Source organism: Helicobacter cappadocius, from assembly GCF_030688855.1.
GTDB classification, from domain to species: Bacteria; Campylobacterota; Campylobacteria; order Campylobacterales; family Helicobacteraceae; genus Helicobacter_J; species Helicobacter_J cappadocius.
Genome location: NZ_JAUYZK010000005.1, coordinates 23,444 through 42,791, shown reverse-complemented (window position 1 = coordinate 42,791; position 19,348 = coordinate 23,444). Strand labels below are relative to the sequence as shown.

At 33.4% G+C, this 19,348-nt stretch carries 18 protein-coding genes; 4 read left to right on the top strand and 14 right to left on the bottom strand.

Annotated elements, in window-relative coordinates; translation table 11 throughout:
* The 14 genes from Q5I06_RS04310 to Q5I06_RS04245 form a co-directional block, all read right to left on the bottom strand.
* Positions 1-1,680: an OmpP1/FadL family transporter gene (locus tag Q5I06_RS04310; RefSeq protein WP_305516853.1), complete on the bottom strand. Its 1,680-nt coding sequence runs from the start codon at positions 1,678-1,680 to the stop codon at positions 1-3.
* A gap of 120 nt (positions 1,681-1,800) precedes the next feature.
* Positions 1,801-2,388, bottom strand: coding sequence for an HP0838 family lipoprotein (locus Q5I06_RS04305; protein ID WP_305516854.1), 588 nt, complete (start codon positions 2,386-2,388; stop codon positions 1,801-1,803).
* A gap of 2 nt (positions 2,389-2,390) precedes the next feature.
* The gene (locus Q5I06_RS04300; RefSeq protein WP_305516855.1) at positions 2,391-3,041 is read right to left on the bottom strand and encodes an LPP20 family lipoprotein; all 651 of its coding nucleotides are present in this window, start codon (positions 3,039-3,041) and stop codon (positions 2,391-2,393) included.
* 55 nt (positions 3,042-3,096) lie between these two features.
* The gene (locus Q5I06_RS04295; RefSeq protein WP_305516856.1) at positions 3,097-3,963 is read right to left on the bottom strand and encodes an ATP-binding cassette domain-containing protein; all 867 of its coding nucleotides are present in this window, start codon (positions 3,961-3,963) and stop codon (positions 3,097-3,099) included.
* A complete protein-coding gene (modB, locus tag Q5I06_RS04290) occupies positions 3,960-4,643 on the bottom strand; it encodes a molybdate ABC transporter permease subunit (RefSeq protein ID WP_305516896.1) in 684 nt (227 codons plus the stop codon). Before modB ends, Q5I06_RS04295 begins: the two co-directional genes overlap by 4 nt.
* Positions 4,636-5,025, bottom strand: coding sequence for a hypothetical protein (locus tag Q5I06_RS04285; protein WP_305516857.1), 390 nt, complete (start codon positions 5,023-5,025; stop codon positions 4,636-4,638). Before Q5I06_RS04285 ends, modB begins: the two co-directional genes overlap by 8 nt.
* Complete coding sequence (gene modA, locus Q5I06_RS04280) at positions 5,018-5,755, bottom strand: molybdate ABC transporter substrate-binding protein (protein WP_305516858.1); 738 nt, start codon at positions 5,753-5,755, stop codon at positions 5,018-5,020. Before modA ends, Q5I06_RS04285 begins: the two co-directional genes overlap by 8 nt.
* Before the next feature lie 52 nt (positions 5,756-5,807).
* Positions 5,808-6,185, bottom strand: a complete 378-nt coding sequence (locus tag Q5I06_RS04275; protein WP_305516859.1) for a winged helix-turn-helix domain-containing protein — start codon at positions 6,183-6,185, stop codon at positions 5,808-5,810.
* Between the two features lie 4 nt (positions 6,186-6,189).
* Positions 6,190-8,796, bottom strand: a complete 2,607-nt coding sequence (locus Q5I06_RS04270; protein WP_305516860.1) for a PAS domain S-box protein — start codon at positions 8,794-8,796, stop codon at positions 6,190-6,192.
* A gap of 108 nt (positions 8,797-8,904) precedes the next feature.
* Positions 8,905-10,113, bottom strand: a complete 1,209-nt coding sequence (locus tag Q5I06_RS04265; RefSeq protein WP_305516861.1) for an ArsS family sensor histidine kinase — start codon at positions 10,111-10,113, stop codon at positions 8,905-8,907.
* Complete coding sequence (locus tag Q5I06_RS04260; protein WP_305516862.1) at positions 10,104-10,772, bottom strand: response regulator transcription factor; 669 nt, start codon at positions 10,770-10,772, stop codon at positions 10,104-10,106. The genes Q5I06_RS04265 and Q5I06_RS04260 overlap by 10 nt, the downstream gene beginning before the upstream one ends.
* 14 nt (positions 10,773-10,786) lie before the next feature.
* Positions 10,787-11,164 carry a hypothetical protein gene (locus tag Q5I06_RS04255; protein ID WP_305516863.1) on the bottom strand — a complete coding sequence of 126 codons (378 nt, stop codon included), beginning with the start codon at positions 11,162-11,164 and terminating at the stop codon, positions 10,787-10,789.
* 107 nt (positions 11,165-11,271) lie between these two features.
* A complete protein-coding gene (locus tag Q5I06_RS04250; protein WP_305516864.1) occupies positions 11,272-12,294 on the bottom strand; it encodes an oxidoreductase in 1,023 nt (340 codons plus the stop codon).
* Between the two features lie 8 nt (positions 12,295-12,302).
* Complete coding sequence (locus Q5I06_RS04245) at positions 12,303-12,503, bottom strand: hypothetical protein (protein ID WP_305516865.1); 201 nt, start codon at positions 12,501-12,503, stop codon at positions 12,303-12,305.
* Positions 12,504-12,595: 92 nt separating this feature from the next.
* Here Q5I06_RS04245 and thrC point away from each other — a divergent pair, with 92 nt between their 5' ends.
* The 4 genes from thrC (at position 12,596) to Q5I06_RS04225 (ending at position 19,266) form a co-directional block, all read left to right on the top strand.
* Entirely contained in the window at positions 12,596-14,059 is a 1,464-nt protein-coding gene (gene thrC / locus Q5I06_RS04240; RefSeq protein ID WP_305516866.1) for a threonine synthase, read from the top strand.
* Between the two features lie 935 nt (positions 14,060-14,994).
* On the top strand, positions 14,995-16,350 hold the full coding sequence (gene selA / locus Q5I06_RS04235; RefSeq protein WP_305516867.1) for an L-seryl-tRNA(Sec) selenium transferase: 1,356 nt from the start codon (positions 14,995-14,997) through the stop codon (positions 16,348-16,350).
* On the top strand, positions 16,340-18,220 hold the full coding sequence (gene selB / locus Q5I06_RS04230; protein ID WP_305516868.1) for a selenocysteine-specific translation elongation factor: 1,881 nt from the start codon (positions 16,340-16,342) through the stop codon (positions 18,218-18,220). Before selA ends, selB begins: the two co-directional genes overlap by 11 nt.
* Positions 18,217-19,266, top strand: coding sequence for a hypothetical protein (locus tag Q5I06_RS04225; protein ID WP_305516869.1), 1,050 nt, complete (start codon positions 18,217-18,219; stop codon positions 19,264-19,266). Before selB ends, Q5I06_RS04225 begins: the two co-directional genes overlap by 4 nt.
* Positions 19,267-19,348: the final 82 nt, after the last annotated feature.

Below are 19,348 nucleotides of genomic sequence, written 5' to 3'. Positions count from 1 at the left end.
CTACCATCTGTAACCCAAACTCATCGTAGCAATTTTCAGCTGACCTAAACCATCAGATTGATACATACTTCTACGATTATCCTTGAAAGTTACAGAATAGGCAAGTCCCAAATCAAATCCTCTAAAATTGTATTTCACACCTGCACCCACCATATATCCATCAGAATCTGGGATTCCAATTTTATCTTGCGGGCTTGGAGCTTCATCATAAGCCAAAGAACCCATCAAGCGAAGAGATTTCCCCATATAAGTAACCCCTAATCGATAAGTGTTCGTATCACGCCATCCTGCACCCATATTCATTACTCCAGCAAAATCAGCAAGTCCTACCATTCCTTTGAGTGTGTCGCTATTAAAAACATTGGTATTAGCCACCATTCCACTAAGTCCTTTATAAGTGGCATTTTCAAAGTCAGGTGTTACAAGAAACTTGCTCCCCCTGCTCCAAAAGGTTCGCTCATACACACCTTCTACACGTAGATGATTTTTAAAGAAGTTTTGAGCGTAAGCTAGGGTTAAAATTTCAGGCATCGTTACAGCAATGTTTAGATTTCCTGTAGTAAGCACATCTCCTATGGCACCGCCGATATAAGTCGTAGCAGAGAGATTTCCCTGCATATTGAATTTTACTGGAGAGTTATACACAACAGAGAGCATTCCATTGTCAAACACTCGCAAAGAAGCCGCTACGCGATATCCTGCAGAAAGAGCCTTGCCATCAGATTTTTGATACACTTGTGCAGTACCAAATAGATTGGTGGTTTCAGAGGTAACTCCGCTCATTAGAGATGTCCAGTTCACACAATCAATAGGATTTGTAGCAGTACAACCCGGTATTTTAAGATTTGGCACAATTGTTGAAACAAAAGAGTTTGATAAAATAGGACCTATTTGTTTTTTTATACTTTCAGGTATCAGTCCTGCGACCTCATCATTAGTGAGATTAGCTATTTGACTAGGATCTAGCGAAATGCCGGTTTTATTTTTATCTAGGGGTACATACACGACATTATTAAAGCTTCCCATTGCGTAAAGGATTCTAGGAGCGAACCCTATAGAGAATCGATTCCCAATCGTATAGCTCACACTAGGAGCGAACTCTATCATCATAATAAATACATCTTGGAGAAACTCTCCCCCCTTACCTACCCAGTTCATCGCTAAGCCCGAAGGAGCGATAAAACTCGCCCCAAAGGTAAAGCCATTATGAGTGCGCGATTTATAAAAGAGCTTAGGAAGGATAAAATTCGTATCTCCAGTAGATCCAGGCACTACCTGCTGATCAGGCGAAGTATGGTAAAGCTTGATAGGTTTTGCAAGATCGCCTAAAGAAGACAATATCCCTTTAATGATGGGATTATTTATCAATCCACCTATAGTGGAATTAAACTTCAAATTCGTTTCAGAATACAAACCTTGATTGGTTGTAGGTACATTGAACTTAAATCCAGGTATGGTAATGAGCGAAGTGGCGAGTTCGAACTCACTTTTATTTTCGCCCCAATCATTTGTAAATCCCATATTTGCAGGGTTGTAATAACTTGCATCTGCACCTCTAGCTCCAGCGACATAAGCAGAAGAGAGTGCAGTGCCATTAAGACTCTGCTCTTGGATCTTAAATCCATTTGCAAAAGCAAAAGATGATGATAGTAGCAAAAATCCCAAAATCTTTTTTGTCATTCTCTGTCCAATTAGTTGAATATACAACCAAACTTAAAATATTCTATTGTACCTAATGATTGCTAAAAATACAAATAATTTAAAAAAAGATTGTCAAAACTTTCGCAAAATCAAAAAATACTATTGAGATTCCAAGCTCGGATCAACATAATCATCAATAGATATTGTCACTCCCGTACTCATGTTTCTAAAAAGAGTATGTCCAGGTTTTCGCTCATAGAAAAAAATCTCTCCACTCTTTTGAAACCTCTGCACAATTCCCCCTCCAGCAATGATTTGTTTGCCAATTCCATTAAAAATATCTTTTGATAACAAAATATCATCAAACAAATCTCCATAACTCACCTTGCCAAAGAAATTTTTCGCTGCTGGCCATTTTGGGGCACAATCATTAAGAAAACAGATTTCTTTTCTTTTTACAGAAATGCTTCCTATGCTTTTGCCGAGCTTGAAAAGTTCTAGTTTAATTTCTTTGGGTTCAATATCTAAAATCCCATAATCATAGAATCGAAACATTGCTGTTTTGATATATACGAGTTTGAATTGCGGAGCTTTTTGAATATTTTCAGATTTTTTGGAAGTTGTTTCACCGGGGTCTTTTGGCAAGAAAAAATTTTGCAAAGACGCACAGGAAACTAGAAATAAACAGGCAAACATCCCCAAAAATATATGAGGAAGTTTTCCTGTGAATGTTTTATGAAGGCACATTTTTAACCACGACCACCTGTTAAGGCACGATACCATACTCTACCATCAAGTTTGAGTTCCATACTCACTTGGCATAGACCATCTTTATAAACAGTCTCTGTGATTTCAGCATTTCGAATCAAAGCCTGAACCTTTGTTTTTACTGTGGAGTTTTGTAACACCATATCTCTAACAGTATCTTGAGCATTGACACGAATACCATACATTTTTTCACCCAATTGTCTATAAGCATCAACAATCGCTGCTCGTTTTGCCAAAGCCAAAGCTTGTGAAGGAGAGATTGTAGATTCTGGAGCCACCCCCATTCCAACTGCACTTAGCTCAATTACATTACTCGGAGTTAGCACAGGAGTGTTTTGAATCATTGGATCACTCTTTGGAGCTGCTATAGAGTCACTAGAATCATCAAATCTAGTATCTGGTAATGGCTCTGGAGCAGGACGTCTGCTACCAATGTTATTTCCTGCATTCAAATTAGGATTTGCAAAACCTGTTGGAGGATATACAGGAGCTTGAATTCCACCTGGCTGATACACCGCTGATGGAGGTATCAGACTTGTATCATCCGAAGAGGGGTTCATCATAGAATTGCATCCTGCCAACCCTACAGCTACTGCTAAAAAAGCCGAATTATTAAATAACCTTCTTGTCATAAAAACATCCTTTTAAAAATTATGTTCCTTAGCTAAAGCAAAAGCCGTGCCAATTTTATAATAAAACCATAGAAGGGTTGAATGCCTTAGCAATAATTACAACCCTATCACCTACCTTAAATTCCCTAGCTTCGCTCGGATCTAAAGTTATTTTTACAATAGAATGATCAACAAGAACATCTGCGATACAAACCACATTTGTTTTTGTAATATTTAAGATTTCCCCGTTTATTTGCATTTTGCCACTATATTTTTGGTTTAAAAATACTTCTTGAGGTGTTCCAAATTTTAATATCTTGCCATCTTCGATGGAAATAACATAATCTGAAAGCCTAAAAACTTCCCCTAGATCGTGACTGACAAAAAAACTACTGATATTAAAATGCTTACTTAAACTTTTGAGTTCTTCTTGAATCTTGTGTTTCATCCCTCTATCCAAAGCACTCAAAGGTTCATCAAGTAATAAAACCTCTGGAGAACTCACAAAAGCTCTAGCTATAGCAACTCTTTGAGCCTGACCGCCAGAGAGGGTGCATATTTTTTTATCACAAAATGATTCTAATTCCATCAAAGAAATCACTTCATCAATACGATTTTTGTCTTTATTGTTGCCAAAAATAATATTTTTATACACATTCAGATGGGGAAAAAGTGCGTAGTCTTGAAATACAAACCCCACTTTCCTGTCTTTAATGGGAAGATTGATATTTTTTTCAGAATCAAAAAAGACTTTATTTCCAAGCATAATCCTTCCACTATCTGGTTTTTGTAATCCGCTTAACATTCTTAAAATAGTGCTTTTACCCGCACCTGATTTTCCAAAAATAGATACAAATCTACCTATAGGAACTCTTATGTCAAGCTCTAAAACAAACTCTCCTTTGACACCATAAAGATGTTTTTGTACTTGAAGCTCAATCATATAATGCCCTTATTGTTTGATCTTGCGTTAATAAACAATACCAAAAAGAGCAATACAAAACTAATAATACAAAGACACAAGGCATATTGATTGGCAATAGCATAATTAGTCGCTTCTGATTGAGTATAAATAGCGATACTCACTACCCTTGTAACACCAGGAATATCCCCTCCTATCATCATCACAACCCCAAATTCTCCAATAGTATGAGCAAAGGTAGTCACCATCGCCATTAAAATGCTAGATTTAATATTTGGTAAAAGTACAAAAAAGAGTGTGTAAAATCTCCCCTTTCCAAGCGTATAACTCGCTTCTTTTAATGATAAAGGCAGTGAAGATAAGGCATTTTTGATAGGATTTATCATAAATGGCAAAGAAAAAATCACGCTCCCTATAATTAATCCATAAAAACTAAAAACCAATTTTATACCAAATCTATCTTGCAAAAATGCCCCAAAAAAATGATTTGGAGAAAAAGCCAAAAGCAAATAAAATCCCAAAACCGTAGGGGGTAATACTAATGGCATCCAAGTAAGAGTTTCTAAAACGATCTTCAAAATACCCCTACCAAAAGCAAGATAATTACCTACAAAAATTCCAATGGGTAATAAAATCAATGTTGTAAAAAAAGCCAACATAAGACTCAAACGAATTGTTTGCCAAAACTCCACATCAAACATATTCAAGCATCACTTCTGAGGACTTTACAAACCATCCAAAAAGCTTTCCTTCTGAGATTTCTAAATCTTCACAGGCCTGTATGGTTACCAAAGAAGAGATTTTTACTCTTTCAAACTCAAAGACAACACGTGCAATGGTATCAGTTTTTTCCACACTAAACACTCTTGAGACAAATCGATTTCTAGCACTGATTTTCGAATAAGAATAATCGCAAATCATCACTTCACTTTCTTTAAAAACAGCATTTACTTTCATCCCTATTTTAAGACCATCATTTTTAAGGAGCATTGATACAAAACAATGCTCCTTAAAGTGCATAAATACCAATGTTATATATTCATCAGAAACAATCTCACTAATAGTGCAGGGGATTTTATTCATTTACAATATAGCCATATTTCTGAAATATTTTTTTTGCCTTAGTGCTTAAGATAAATTCCTTAAATTCCTTTGCTAAAGAGTTATTTTTGCCATAGTTTGTCAATACTAAGGCCTGATTTATAGGAGCATAAAAAGATTTATCCACGATAATATAACTTATTTTTTTATCTTTTTTATCTATCAAAGATAACGCTCCAAATCCAACCTCAGCATTTCCGCTAGAAACAAACTGATGAGCTTGTGATATTGAACTTGCATTGATGAGTTTAGATTTTACCAAATCATAAAGTTTTGTTTTTTGTAAAACTTCCTTTGCTGCCCTTCCATAGGGTGCAAGTTCTGGATTTGGAATAGCTATATGAAAAATATCTTTTTGATCTAAATCTTCTAAAGTATGGATTTTTATTTTTGGATTCGCACTCCATAACACCAGCACACCTTGTGCATAAATTTGTGGTTTATCGAGAGTTTTTTTTTCCATATAGAGTTTTTGTGGAAACTCCTCATCTGCAGAAACAAATAGATCAACTGGTGCTGATTGAGATATCTGGGCATAAGCCTTTCCTGAAGAAGAGTAACTAATGTTAAGCTTATCGTTTTTATGCGTAAGTAAAAACTCTTTAGAAATCTCTTGTAAAACATATTGTAAATTCGCAGCTGCTGCTATATTTGCCTCTTTTGCAAACAACATCCCTAGCACTAAGATCGAACACAAAATTATCTTTTTCATCACAAAACTCCTTGTTTTTTATACATTATATATATTTATATATAACGATGATCTAAAGAGGAAAGTTGGTCTCCAAATAAGATAATTTTTTCTCAAATTCATCAAAATTTTGAGAGTCCCCTAGTTTTGACTCAATTTTATTCATCAAAGCTTCAAATCTTTTAAAAATCGTAATCACTCTCTCAGCTTCTGCAGTGATAATAGTTCCCCCACCTCCTCTGCCACCACTAACACTCTGTACTAGAGTATTTTCTGATAGATGATTCATACTATCAATATCATCCCAAGCAGCCTTGTAGCTCATTTTCATTTTTTTTGCTGCTTTTGATATAGAACCCGTTGCTTTGATCTGCTCAAGTAACTCAATTTTGCCTTTTCCCAAAAAATTCTTATCCTCTTTTTTGATCCAAAAACGCAAAAAAACCTTCATATATCTAATCCTTGTATTTCTCGCTAATAACCAAAAACTCGTCTATATGTTCCAAAAACAAATCTACAAGTTCAGGTTGAAATTGTTTGCCTTTGAGACTTCTTATATGTTCTATAACCTCAGGAAGAGGCCAAGCCTTCTTGTAACATCTATCATTTCCAATAGCATCAAAAACATCTGCCACAGCTGTGATTCTTCCAAAAAGAGGTATTTCATCGCCCTTTAGATTGCATGGATATCCACCTCCTGACCACCATTCATGATGAGTTTTTGCAATCTGTGCAGAAGTTTCCAGAATGATACGATTAGAACCTTTAAGCATTTCAAAACCTAATGTAGTATGTGTTTTCATCACTTCAAATTCTTCTGGAGTGAGTTTTCCAGGCTTATTTAAAATAGCATCTGGAATACCTATTTTCCCTATATCATGCATTGGAGAAGCAATCTCTATTAAAGATTGTTCTTCTTGAGAGCATCCATAAAGTTTTGCAAGAAGGCTAGAATATTTTGCTACTCTTTTGATATGATTGCCCGTTTCTCTACTTTTACCCTCACAAATAGTTCCCATCGCGATAATAACATCTTTTTGAACATTTTCTATTTCTTGTTGCGACTCGACAATCTTGGTAATATCTGTTCCCACTGCCATAATTTCAATAGGTTTTCCATCAAGATCTTTAATATAAACCCCAACACTATTAACATAAAAATGAGTGCCATCATAACGAGTATGTCTAATGATACCTTTATAGACACCTTTTTCATTGAGAGCTTTACCAATTTGCATAAACTGATGTTTTTGTTCATCATCTAAAAACTCATAAATATTTTTACCTATAATATCTGCTAGTTTAAAACCTGAGATGCTTAAAAAAGTAGAGTTCGCATAAGTAAAATTTCGATTCAGATCTAATCTAAAAAGACTTTGATTTCTATCAATAAGTTCTTCATACTGCTTCAATAGATAACGTTTTTCGTCATCTGAATACTGCAAAAATTTAATATCTTTTTCAAGCTGTCTTTGATTGAGCTCCTCATCAGTTCTATCAATCTCACCTACAATATACGAAGAAACTTCTCCATTGCTGTCAAAAACTGCCTTGATAATAGTATTTACATAAAACAAGCTTCCATCTGCCTTAATATGGCTCATTTTACCACTCCAAACACCTTTTTTCCTAAGGGTGGGTACGACTTCATTAAGGACATAATCTTTCATTTCAGCATTTAAAACATCAAGAACATTTTTTCCAATGATTTGCTCTTTTGTATAACCTGTGATATTACGCATTTTTTCATTAGTATAAGTAATATTAAGATCTCTATCGATAATATTATGATGGATTGCCTCATCTACCATATCTCGATAACTTTTGAGCGATTTGGTTGTGGCGTCTAGTTCTTTAGAAGTAACCTGAAGTAAATGGGTCATTGCATTTAAGATTCTTGATTCTTTATTCTGATTGAATTCTAAATAGCTTTCTCTAGGTCTAAAATCAAACTTATCTTCACTAAGCAATACTCGAGTATTTGTGAGATTCAAGATAGCATTTTCTGAATTAAAATGATAAACCTCACCATAGGTAAAAAATCCACAAACTGCATCAGCGTCACTAGAAATATCCAACAAATCATTAATTCCATCAAGTCCTAAGAATAATACCCTTCCAATACAAGAATACATATAGATAGCTTGGGTTCTACGCGGACATTTTTCATTCTCAGCAAAAAGATCTCTTTTGACATTTTCTAATAACCCAAAAGAAAAACTTACTCTACTGCCCTCAGGAATATTTCCCAAAAATGCAATACCACCATCATCTAGGACTTTGTCCAAAACCCTACCTACCATGTTTCCATCTGTATTTTCAAATACAAAAGGAAAATTCCAGCCATCTTGTTCAACTGTTTTAAAAATATCATCTCCAAAATATCGCTTATAAATTTCCTTAATAGGTGTGTGATTTATCTCATATACGACATTTTTATGAGATTTGGTAACCTCAAGAGCAAGTCCTATAGGACGCCAACCAAAACTATAGCTATTTTGAACATTCAAAATCTCTGAATCAATCACGGCACAAACAATTCCATTAAGATAAATACCTTTTGTATCCCCAACAAGAGTTCTAACACCCCTAGATCCACTACCTGTTGCTTTACCCCCAGAGACTATGATTTGCGGAGCAAGACGATATATTTCATTTAAAAACTCTTCTCCAGAGACACTAAAATACTCGATAAAAACAATCAAAAGCTTTGTATTAGATGTAAAAGAAGAAACAAGCTCTTCTGCCATCTTCTTTTCGGGAACATCGCTTGAAAAATGTGCTGTTCTAATAGTTGAGTGCAAAAAGCAAGAAATTCCCAATACGATATCATCCTTAGATACCTTAGCATCCATGATCTGATGAGAACTAGAAGCAACTAGAATCTCACATCCTGGAAGTAACTGATTAAGTGTGTCAATCAAATATTCAGAAATTTCACGTCCCAAAGAACCAAAGATTTGTATAAAATACTTTTCTTTAGTGTCTAATCCTATCTGATAGAGCCTTAAATCACTCTCTAACTGTGCTTTGTCTTTAAAAGTAATATTTACTAATCGCAAATTTTTTCCTTAATACAAGAAGGGATATAATAATAATTTTCCTAACTTTACAATGTTTTTTCTTCTAATAGACTGAATTATAACTTTTATTGATTAAAAAATGATGGTCTAAAATTCCAAACTGAATATATGGCAATCATTTTCATAACTATATTCAAGTCTATAGTGATGCAAAAATAAAATCTCACTCACGATAGAAAGTCCTAGTCCATGACCACTCACCGCACTATGTGAAGAATCTCTACAAAAAGGTTCTAAATAGTAATTAATATCATGTTCAAGCCTATCACCTTTATTTTTCACAATAATTCTATTTTCAATAGATTCAATATACACTCTACCATCTTTACTATACTTCAGCCCATTTTCTACAAGATTTTTTAATGCCACCGACAAAAGACGCAAATCTCCAGAAATACTAAAATTCTTACCAAAATTTACAGAAATATTACTCTCTTCATCAAAAAAGCTTGATAATGCCTCAAATATCAGGGTCTCGCTCAAAAATTCTTCACTTGTGATGACGATGTTTCCACTATTAACACGTTCAAACTCTAGCATATTATCAGATATCTTTTGCATATCGCCGACATAACGCTCGAGTTTTTTAAACTCTTGTGTTTTGTTTTTCTCCAGTGCTAAAATAAGCTTCATTTTTGCCAAAGGTGTTTTGAGCTCATGTCCAATGTTCCTCAAAATAAGCTCTCTACTTTTTAGCATTTTAAAAATCTTTTCGCCCATAAAGTTAAATGCACGAATCAAATCTCCAATTTCATCTTTCCTGTTAGTTTTCAAATCTCTATCATATTTTCCTTTTGCAAACTCCTTAATCGCGTATCCAAGCTTATTTAAAGGATTGAGCAGAGTAAAAGAAATAACATATAAAACACCTAAAATAAACATAATGGGAAAGAAAAATACCTTTAATCTATTTTCTTCCCAAAAATCTGATTCAATATCTTTAGCCACGATAAAATTATCTCCAAAATAATTCACACTAAAACCTATTGTTGTTTTTGTTCTAAAAATTTTCACTCCTAACATATCATCATTTCTTGAATCAATGATTTTATAATTTCTTGGCATAGCAATCAAACGAATGTATCCAAATTTTTTCATAGCAAGTGTTACAGCATTGATATTTCCAGTCGTATAATTAGGTAAAATGCTTTGAATAAAAAGCATTGTCTCGTTTTTTGCCCTTTCATTTTGCTTTTCGGTGATAATTTTGTCACTCTGGTACCATAATGCCATAACAAACAAAAAAGCCATTCCAAAAAAAATGCTGAATTTAACCCTTAAGCTCGTTATAAACAAAACTTATACCCTATCCCCCAAACAGACTGAATAAATTTAGGCTCTTTGGCGTTATCATTGAGCTTAACTCTAAGGTTTCTAACGTGAGTATCGATACTTCTTAACAAGCTGTCCTCATGAATTGCATTTATAGTGTTAGCGATTGCCTCTCTTGAGATTGGATGAAGTCTATTTTCTATCAAAAAAACTAAAATATCAAATTCTGTATTAGTTAGATCAAGGACTTGATTATTGAGTTTTGCCTCTCTTTTTTCAATACTAATAACCAAATTATCAAAAACCATCTCCTTGGGCTTGAATCTCCTGAGCATTGCATTAATTCTAGCTATTAATTCTGCAGGTTCATAAGGTTTTGCGAGATAATCATCTGCCCCCTTTTCGAATCCTTGAATTTTATTATAAATATCTCCTCTTGCTGTAGAAATAATAATGGGGACTTGCGAAATGGCGCGAATTTTCTTACACAGATCAAAGCCATCCATTTCAGGCAAAGTCAGATCTAAAATCACCAAATCAATGCCTCCTTGATTTTCTTTCATTAACTCCATTGCCTTGCTTGGCAAATCAGTAGCCAATACATCAAACCTTGCTTGTTCTAAATAGGTTTTTATCAAGCCTTGCATTTCTAAATCGTCTTCTATTAGCAGTAGTTTTCCCATTTTCAATCCTTTTTTTAGTCATCTTCTCCAAATTCTTTGGATATTTTACATCTTTGTTCTTCATTCAAGATAGAGTGCAATTCCTGTAAAAAATCCAAATCGAGTTTGATTTTTTTGTGATGTATATTATTGAGCTTATTTTTTATCTCTTCGATATTAAACCCCTCTTGAGAAAAAAATCTCATTATTAAGGCATCTGTTTGGCCATTTGCCTTCCACCAATCTTTAAGTTGATGGTGATATTGTTTAAAAAGTTTTTTTACAGCCTTTTCCTGAACATCATCTAGCCCAACATTTTTAAGATCCTTGTGCAATTCATTAAGATCTCGCCAGTTATCAGCCACGCACACAGTAGCAAAAAGCAAAAACAAGCAAACAAAATATTTTTTCATCTTATACCTTGAAAAATTTTTATCAAATTATAGTCTTCAAGGTTGTAGTTTTTGTCAATTATTTCAAAAGCCAAGAATCCACCTATCAATATTTATTTTTGTCAAAACTAATAATAAAGATATTTTCCACGTTCATATTGACTAGGTAAATCAATCTTTTGCTTCAACTCAAGAGCAGCTTGAATTGGCCAATATGGATTAATAAGTAGCTCTCTAGCCAAAAATACACCATCAACCACATCGGATGTAATAAGCTTATTTGCCATTAAAGCATCTCTAATAAATCCTCCACCTATGCAAGGCATGGACAATTTTTCCCTAAGTATCCTAGCACACTCTATTTGATATCCCCAATAAACTTTAATATCAGCCTCAACAACGCCCCCTGTACTAACATTTAGTACATCAAAAAGATGCTTGATAGGTTTTAGCAAAGACACAAAATCTTCTATGTCATTTCCATTTTGATGATAGTCTCTAGCTGAAATTCTTAGAGATATCAAAAAATCCTGAGGCAAAACCGATCTTAGAGCTTCTAATATCTCTTTTAGGAATCTCGATCTATCTTTACCGTATTCATCACTTCTAGTATTGGCAAGTGGGGATAAAAATTCACTGATGAGATAGCCGTGTGCACCATGCACCTCAATACCGTCAAAACCTGCTTTTAGAGCTCGAATTCCTGCTTGTTTAAAGTCTTCTATGATGGTTTTAATATCTTCAATATTCATCTCTCTTGGTATTTTAGATTTTTCAGAAAAAGGAATACTTGAAGGTGCAATAATTTCCCCTGCAGAACATTCGCATTTTCTTCCTGAATGCCCTATTTGAATAATTATCTTTGAACCATACTGATGAGAAGCTTGTGCAATCGATCTCAATCCTTCTATATGTTCATCAGACCATATACCTAAATCCTGATCTGATATTCTTCCATCCTTAGAAATAGCACTACACTCTACTATAATTAGCCCTACTTGACCGATAGCTCTACTCAAATAATGTTGATAATGCCATTGTGTTACCTTTCCATCAGGGGTGGCACTATATTGATCCATTGGAGCCATCACGACCCGATTTTTAATCTCAAGATTCTTGATTTTCCAATTTGAAAAAAGTGTATTGCTCATTTTTGCTCCTAATTTTTGATATAAAATCCCTTTTCATTGTAAGTTATATCAAATTTTTCGCCACTTTTTAAATCAATCAAATAACACTGTTCGATTGTTTCAGCTAATGCCCTTTCAATAGGTATTTGCCTTAATCTTTGCTGGACTTCCTCCATATCTTCACACAAAGCTGAAAAACCAAACATCATTAGTTTATATTCAAAATCCATTTTCTACCTCTATAAAGTTCATCAAAATCTACTATACTTTATCACAAAAATATTATAATCCCATTACATATAAATATTTAACAAGGATTTTTATGAATGTTTTTACTCAAACTCGCTCAAACACTGACAACCAGATCAAGAAAATAGACTTTCAAGAGGCAATCTTAAATCCAAGTGCCCCATTAGGAGGACTTTATACGCTTGAAAATATCCCTAAAATAAATTTTGAAGAATTTACAGATCTCCAATATAACGAACTTACTGAAGCAATTTTTTCTGAGTTAGGATTTTCTTTAGATCGTGATGTTTTAAAACAAGCCCTCCATAGCTATGAAAATTTTGACAATCCTAAAAATCCTGCTCCTTTGGTGCAAATAAAAGAAAATCTCTATTCTCAAGAGTTATATCACGGTCCTACAAGGGCATTCAAAGATATGGCATTGCAACCGTTTGGAGTTATTTTTTCCAATCTTGCAAAGAAGAAAAATAAAAAATACCTTATACTCGCTGCTACAAGTGGCGATACAGGTCCTGCAACATTACAAAGCTTTGCCAACCAAGACAACATCTGTGTAGTTTGCCTGTATCCAAAAGGTGGGACTAGCGATGTGCAAGAACTTCAAATGATTACACAAAATGCAAAAAATCTAAAAATATTCGGAATAAATGGAAATTTTGATGATGCACAAAGCACACTCAAAAATCTCCTATCAGATGAGGATTTTAAAACAAAATTAGAAAAAAAAAGCATCTATTTATCTGCTGCAAATTCTGTGAATTTTGGACGAATTGCCTTTCAAATTATCTATCACATATGGGGTTATCTCAATTTAGTAAAAAATACTCAAATTAAGTTTGGAGAGGAAATTTATATCATCATTCCAAGTGGAAATTTTGGAAATGCACTTGGGGCTTTTTATGCAAAAAAAATGGGTTTGCCTATCAAAAAAATTATCATTTCTTCAAATCCTAACAACATTTTAACAGAATTCATTCAAACAGGTATCTACAATATTAAAGACAAGACCCTTATCAAAAGTTATTCTCCAGCGATGGATATTCTCAAAAGCTCAAATGTAGAAAGAGTATTGTTTGCACTTTTTGGATCAAAACGTACCTATGAGCTAATGAATAATCTTGAGCAATATTTCTCTTATGAACTTCTTCCTGATGAGCTAGAAAAATTACAAACTTATTTTTCAGCGACATTTTGTAGTGACAGAGAATGTTTAGAATATATAAAAAAATCCTTTGATATGGGGTATTTGCTAGATCCTCACACAGCCACAACGCTAAAAGGAGTAGATGAATTTTGCAAGAATACCCCTACTGTGATATGTTCTACTGCCGAATGGACAAAGTTTGCACCAAATGTAATAGAAGCTATTTTTAGCAAACGGCTAAACGACAAAGAGGCCATCACATTTATGTGTGAGCAAAAACAACTTAAAATCCCAGATTCTATAAAAAATCTCTTTTCCAAACCCATTATCCATTCGCAAATCTTGCAACAAAACAACATAAAATCTGAAATATTAAAATGGCTTGACAAGTAGTTTAAAATAATACCGAACTCTTACAAAAATGCTTAAAAGATTATCACAGTATCGATCGATCATTCCTTTGAAATAAACCCTTGATGAGAAGATTTATTCTAAACCATAATCAAATTTTTTTGATTATGGTTTGTTTTTTTTGGAAATATCTATACAAAAAATATCACAAAATTGGACTTTGACATCTAGTATGTTTATTAAACTCTAAATTTTAGTTATTGTTAATTGCCCCTCCCCATTATTCTGCGAAAAATAATGACAACTAAGTTGGGTGCTAACGGGGCTTACTTAAGACTAGAGTGAGAAAAACACCATAACACCTATAAGCTTTCTATGCTGTATTAAAATATTGTAAAAAGTTCCAAACTACATGCAATTTTCAAATATGGCAACCAAGTAGGCTTACCTTACTATAAATATGCAGCACACAAAAAGACAAGAAGAGATGGTTGTTTTCACCCTCTGATGAGTTGTGAGTTATTTACGAAGTTATTGCAGTTATGTGTATTATATCTTTCATAGGATTCCTTGATTGTAATCGTTATTTTTTTCATGTCCAATTATATCATAAATCTTAACTTTATTATAAACAAATCGAATATCTCATGGGATTTATCCAATATTAATGGTTGATTCTTTGATTAAATAAATTAATATTTTCATTTATATATACAATTACTAACATGTTTGTATTTAGCATATTTTTTTGTGTAAAAATGAGAGTTTAAATATCATAAAAAGAATTATTATAGAATAAAAGCGAGAGGGCGGAAGAATCGAACTCCCCAGCATCTAGACACCTAGACACTCTATGGGTTTGAAGCCCAAGGCATACACCAGTTATACTTGCCCCCCATTTATAAAATTATTTTATAGCGTTTTAAACAACATTATCATATAATCATATCGATTTAAAATCGCTTAAAAGGGGTTTTTTGAGAGAGTTATTATCCAAACTTCCTAAAACAGATAAAATCCTCAAAGAGAAGATATTTTCTTATCACAATATGTTATTGTTAAAAAAAATCACTCAATCTCATATAGAAAAACTTCGTCAAGATGCTATCAATGGAATACAAATACCATGCTATGAAGCCATTGTTAATGAAATAGCACTCATCTATAAAGATACTCTATCTTCTAATCTGCGTACACTCATAAACGCAACAGGTGTTATCACGCAAACAAACTTGGGTAGAAGTATTTTTTCACGCGAACTACTAGAAGAGATTACCCCCCTGCTCTGTGAATATAATAACTTAGAATACGATTTACAAAAAGGTCAAAGGGGCGAGAGATACCAGCATATTTCAAAGCTTATTTCTGCTATTTTTGATTGTGAAGATTCTATCGTGGTTAATAATAACGCGAGTGCAGTTTTACTTATCGTCAATACTTTTGCCAAAGAAAAAGAGGTCATCATATCACGTGGAGAACTCATAGAAATTGGAGGGAGTTTTCGCATACCTGAAGTCATTTCCTCAGCAGGAGGAATACTAAAAGAAATTGGTAGCACAAATAAGACACATTTAATCGACTACAAAAATGCGATCTGCGAAGAAAGCTCTATGATAATAAAAATTCATCAAAGTAATTTTAAACAAATTGGCTTTACTCAACAAATAGAATTTGAAGAGCTATCAAAACTAGCTAAGGATCATAATCTGATCGATTACTACGATGTAGGAAGTGGATACATTAATGGTATTCCAACAAAAAATGAGCCTTCTTTGATAGATATTTCCAAAAATAAGCCTAGTCTAGTAAGTTTTAGTGGGGATAAACTCTTAGGAGGACCACAAGCAGGGATTATATTTGGAAAAAAAGATTTGATAGATAAGCTGAAAAAAAATCATCTCTTACGAGCTCTTCGTGTAGATAAATTTACAATCTTTGCACTAGAAGCTACCCTTAGAGCATATTTGCAAAATAATCTAAAAGCTATTCCTACAATCGCCATGTTCAAGCAGTCAAAAGAAGAACTCATCAATAAATCTCAAACTCTTTTAGAGTTACTAAAAGATATTTCAAACCTTCAATGCCGTATCATTTCATTATTTTCAAAAGCAGGTGCTGGAAGTTTGCCACAAGAAGAATTTCCATCTTATGGCATAGCACTTCATCATAGAAACATAAAAACACAAACCCTAAATGAAGAAATACGTCAAAAAGGTCTGGTTGCCAGAGTACAAAATGATGAAATCCTATTAGATGTGCGATGTATTTCGCCTACTGCCTTCAAAAAAATCCAAAATATTTTTCTACAAATCGATAGTGAATATGGAAAATAATCTCATCGTAGGCTTAGCTGGACATATTGATCATGGCAAAACGAGCTTGATAAAATCCCTCAATGGTTTTGATGGAGATCAAAGAGAAGATGAAAAACAAAGAGGTATCACCTTAGATATTAGTTTTTCCAATCTCGTATTGCCACCAACACCTTCTGCACCAAATGGAAAAAATATTTCATTTATTGATGTGCCAGGACACGAAAGACTTATTAAAAATATGATTGCAGGAGCTTTTGGAATCGATATTTTATTGCTAGTGATTGCTTGTAATGATGGAATAATGCCTCAAACCCTAGAACACCTTCAAATCGCTGATATATTAGGAATTAAAGAGGCGATTTGCATCATCACTAAAGTAGATTTATACCCTCCAAATACAGAATTTGTTGATCTGAAAAAACAAATTAATGAATTATTTTCTAAGCTCAAACACATAAAACTCAAAATGATTTCAACATTTAGTATTTATAACAAAAACACTCATTATCACCTACTAGAACTATTAACAATCACACAACCACGCAAAAAAGAAGATGAATCGTTGTTCCGATATTATATTGATAGAGTATTTAGTATTTCAGGAAAAGGAACCATCCTAAGTGGAACCATCCTAAGTGGAATGATAAAACGAGAAGAAAAACTATATATTTGCGAACTAAATAGTGAAGCGAATATCAAAACAATCAAAAACCACAATACCGAACTAGAAGAGGCTAGAGCAGGACAGAGAATTGCCTTTAATCTACGTTCGATAAATTCATCTAGTCTAAAACGAGGATACTTACTGAGCAAAAAAGGTTATTTGCGCGGATTTGATGAATTTGATGTGGTGATTTATCCCCTTAAAAATATAGTCTCTACACATAATAGCAATGTGCATTTTTTTATTGGATCAAAAAAATGCAGTGCAAGAATCCATCTGCTAAACACTCCAACAGAAGATCAGGATTATTGCTTTGCAACCATAAAAACCGAAGAAAAAATCTTTGGGATTTTTGGAGAAAGATTTATTTTAAGAAATTCTGAAGATACCATCGCTGGAGGAAAAATTCTCTGCCCTATCACAGACCCAATGAAAAAAAAGCAAAAACTGCTTTATTTAGATTATATATCAAAAAAAGATTTTCAAAATGCCTTTTTACTTTGTTGTTATGTGCATAAAAAAGGATTTGGTCTAGTTAGTTCTATGCAACGTTTCAATCTAACCCATGCAGAAGCACTCAAAATCGCAAAATCCCTTCCTCAATTATTTTTAGACGAAAAAAATCTTATTATCTACCATCCTGATACATTAAAAATTATAAAAGAAGAAATCTTAAAAATTTTTGCCAAAAACAAAAATGCTCTCCTTTCTGCTTCAAGTCTGAATGTAAAATTCAAATGGGCTTCTTTAATGATCACGCAAAATGCACTAGATGAATTGTTGGACGAAGGAAAGATATACAAAAAAGAAGGGTTTTATTTATCTAGGCAGAACAATATTAAAAATATTTCACAATACCTAGAAGAAACACTTTATAATAAAATAATATCACAAGGATACTCTCCATCAGCACCTTATGATATTTATAATGAACTTGACATTGATAGAAAGAGCGGGGATAATGCCTTAAAAGCTCTGAGTAAAGCTCAAAAAATTGTTCGTCTTCAACACAATCTCTTCATTGGCACTGACACATTAACTGATATTCAAAAAACATTACGTCAGCTTATTAAAGAAAATGGCTATATAGATATTTTTATCTTAAAAGAAAAAATAGGTTTGAGTCGCAAGTATTTGATAGCTTATTTGGACTATTTGGATCATTTTGAAGATATTACAAACACGCAAGGCAAACGCACCTTCAAGTACAAAGATAGCAAATGAGACTGGATTTTTTACAAAACTACCCCCTGAACTCAAAATCTAATCAAATCCTAATGGATTATTCTCATCCCAATATCTCGCCCATCATTCCTCAAGAAAATACAAATTTAAAACAAAAAGCAAAAGAACTCGCTCAAATATTTGGAGGGAATTCTGTAAATTCTTTTGGTTTTGGCTTTTGTGATTGGTTTACATTGTTCTCCCAAATCTCAAAGTCCCATCAAATCGCCTATGCCATCTCCAATCACCAACAAGCAAACCAAGCAAGTAAGCATCTCCAAAAGAAGCCAAAAAAACTGATCATTAATCCTAAAAGTGGAGTATTAGAAATCAAATCCATCAACGAGGCAATCCATCAAAACTGCAATTGCTTTATCATTCCTTTTATAAATCAAGACATACTAACAATCAATGACATCAGCACTATCTCAAAAATATTACAAGAAAAACTTAAAGATTTTATACTCATCATAGATATATCTTATGCACAAAGCTCGATGATACCCATCCCAAAAATACTAGATAAAAACACAATTTTTTTACTCAACTCCGAATCTTTAGGTATTTTAAGGGGAAATGGCGTTTCAATCACAAAGGATTTTTTTGACCCTGAATTACTTTGTGACACTCTAGGTAATATAAAACTTTTTGATGCATTACTTCATGCTATCAAAAATCCTACCATAAACATCACAGAAGATACAAAAACCATCTTTTATGAGAAGCTAAAAACAATCTTAAAAGAAAATCTATCCCTATTTGCACCGCTAGAATATACTCTTCCTAATGCACTTCCGCTAAGGTTTCACTCTATCAAAGCTAGGGTATTTCTGCAGAATTTATTAATTGAAGATATTCATGCTATCAACGGTCAGGAATGTTTATTTGGCTTTTCAAAACCTTCATTTGTGCTTCAAGAAATGGGTTATAGCGAATCTCAAGCAAGGGAGCTTGTAAGCATAAGTTATGCAGAAATTCAAAATATTGATAAAATCAGTGAAATTTTGAGTCGTGTTTATTTTCAAATCCGCTCGATCGGAATTTGAATTTATTTTAAATTAAATCAATTATCTGCATTGTTATCAAAAAAAATATTTTGTGATTTTATTTTTAACTGATTTAGCTTGT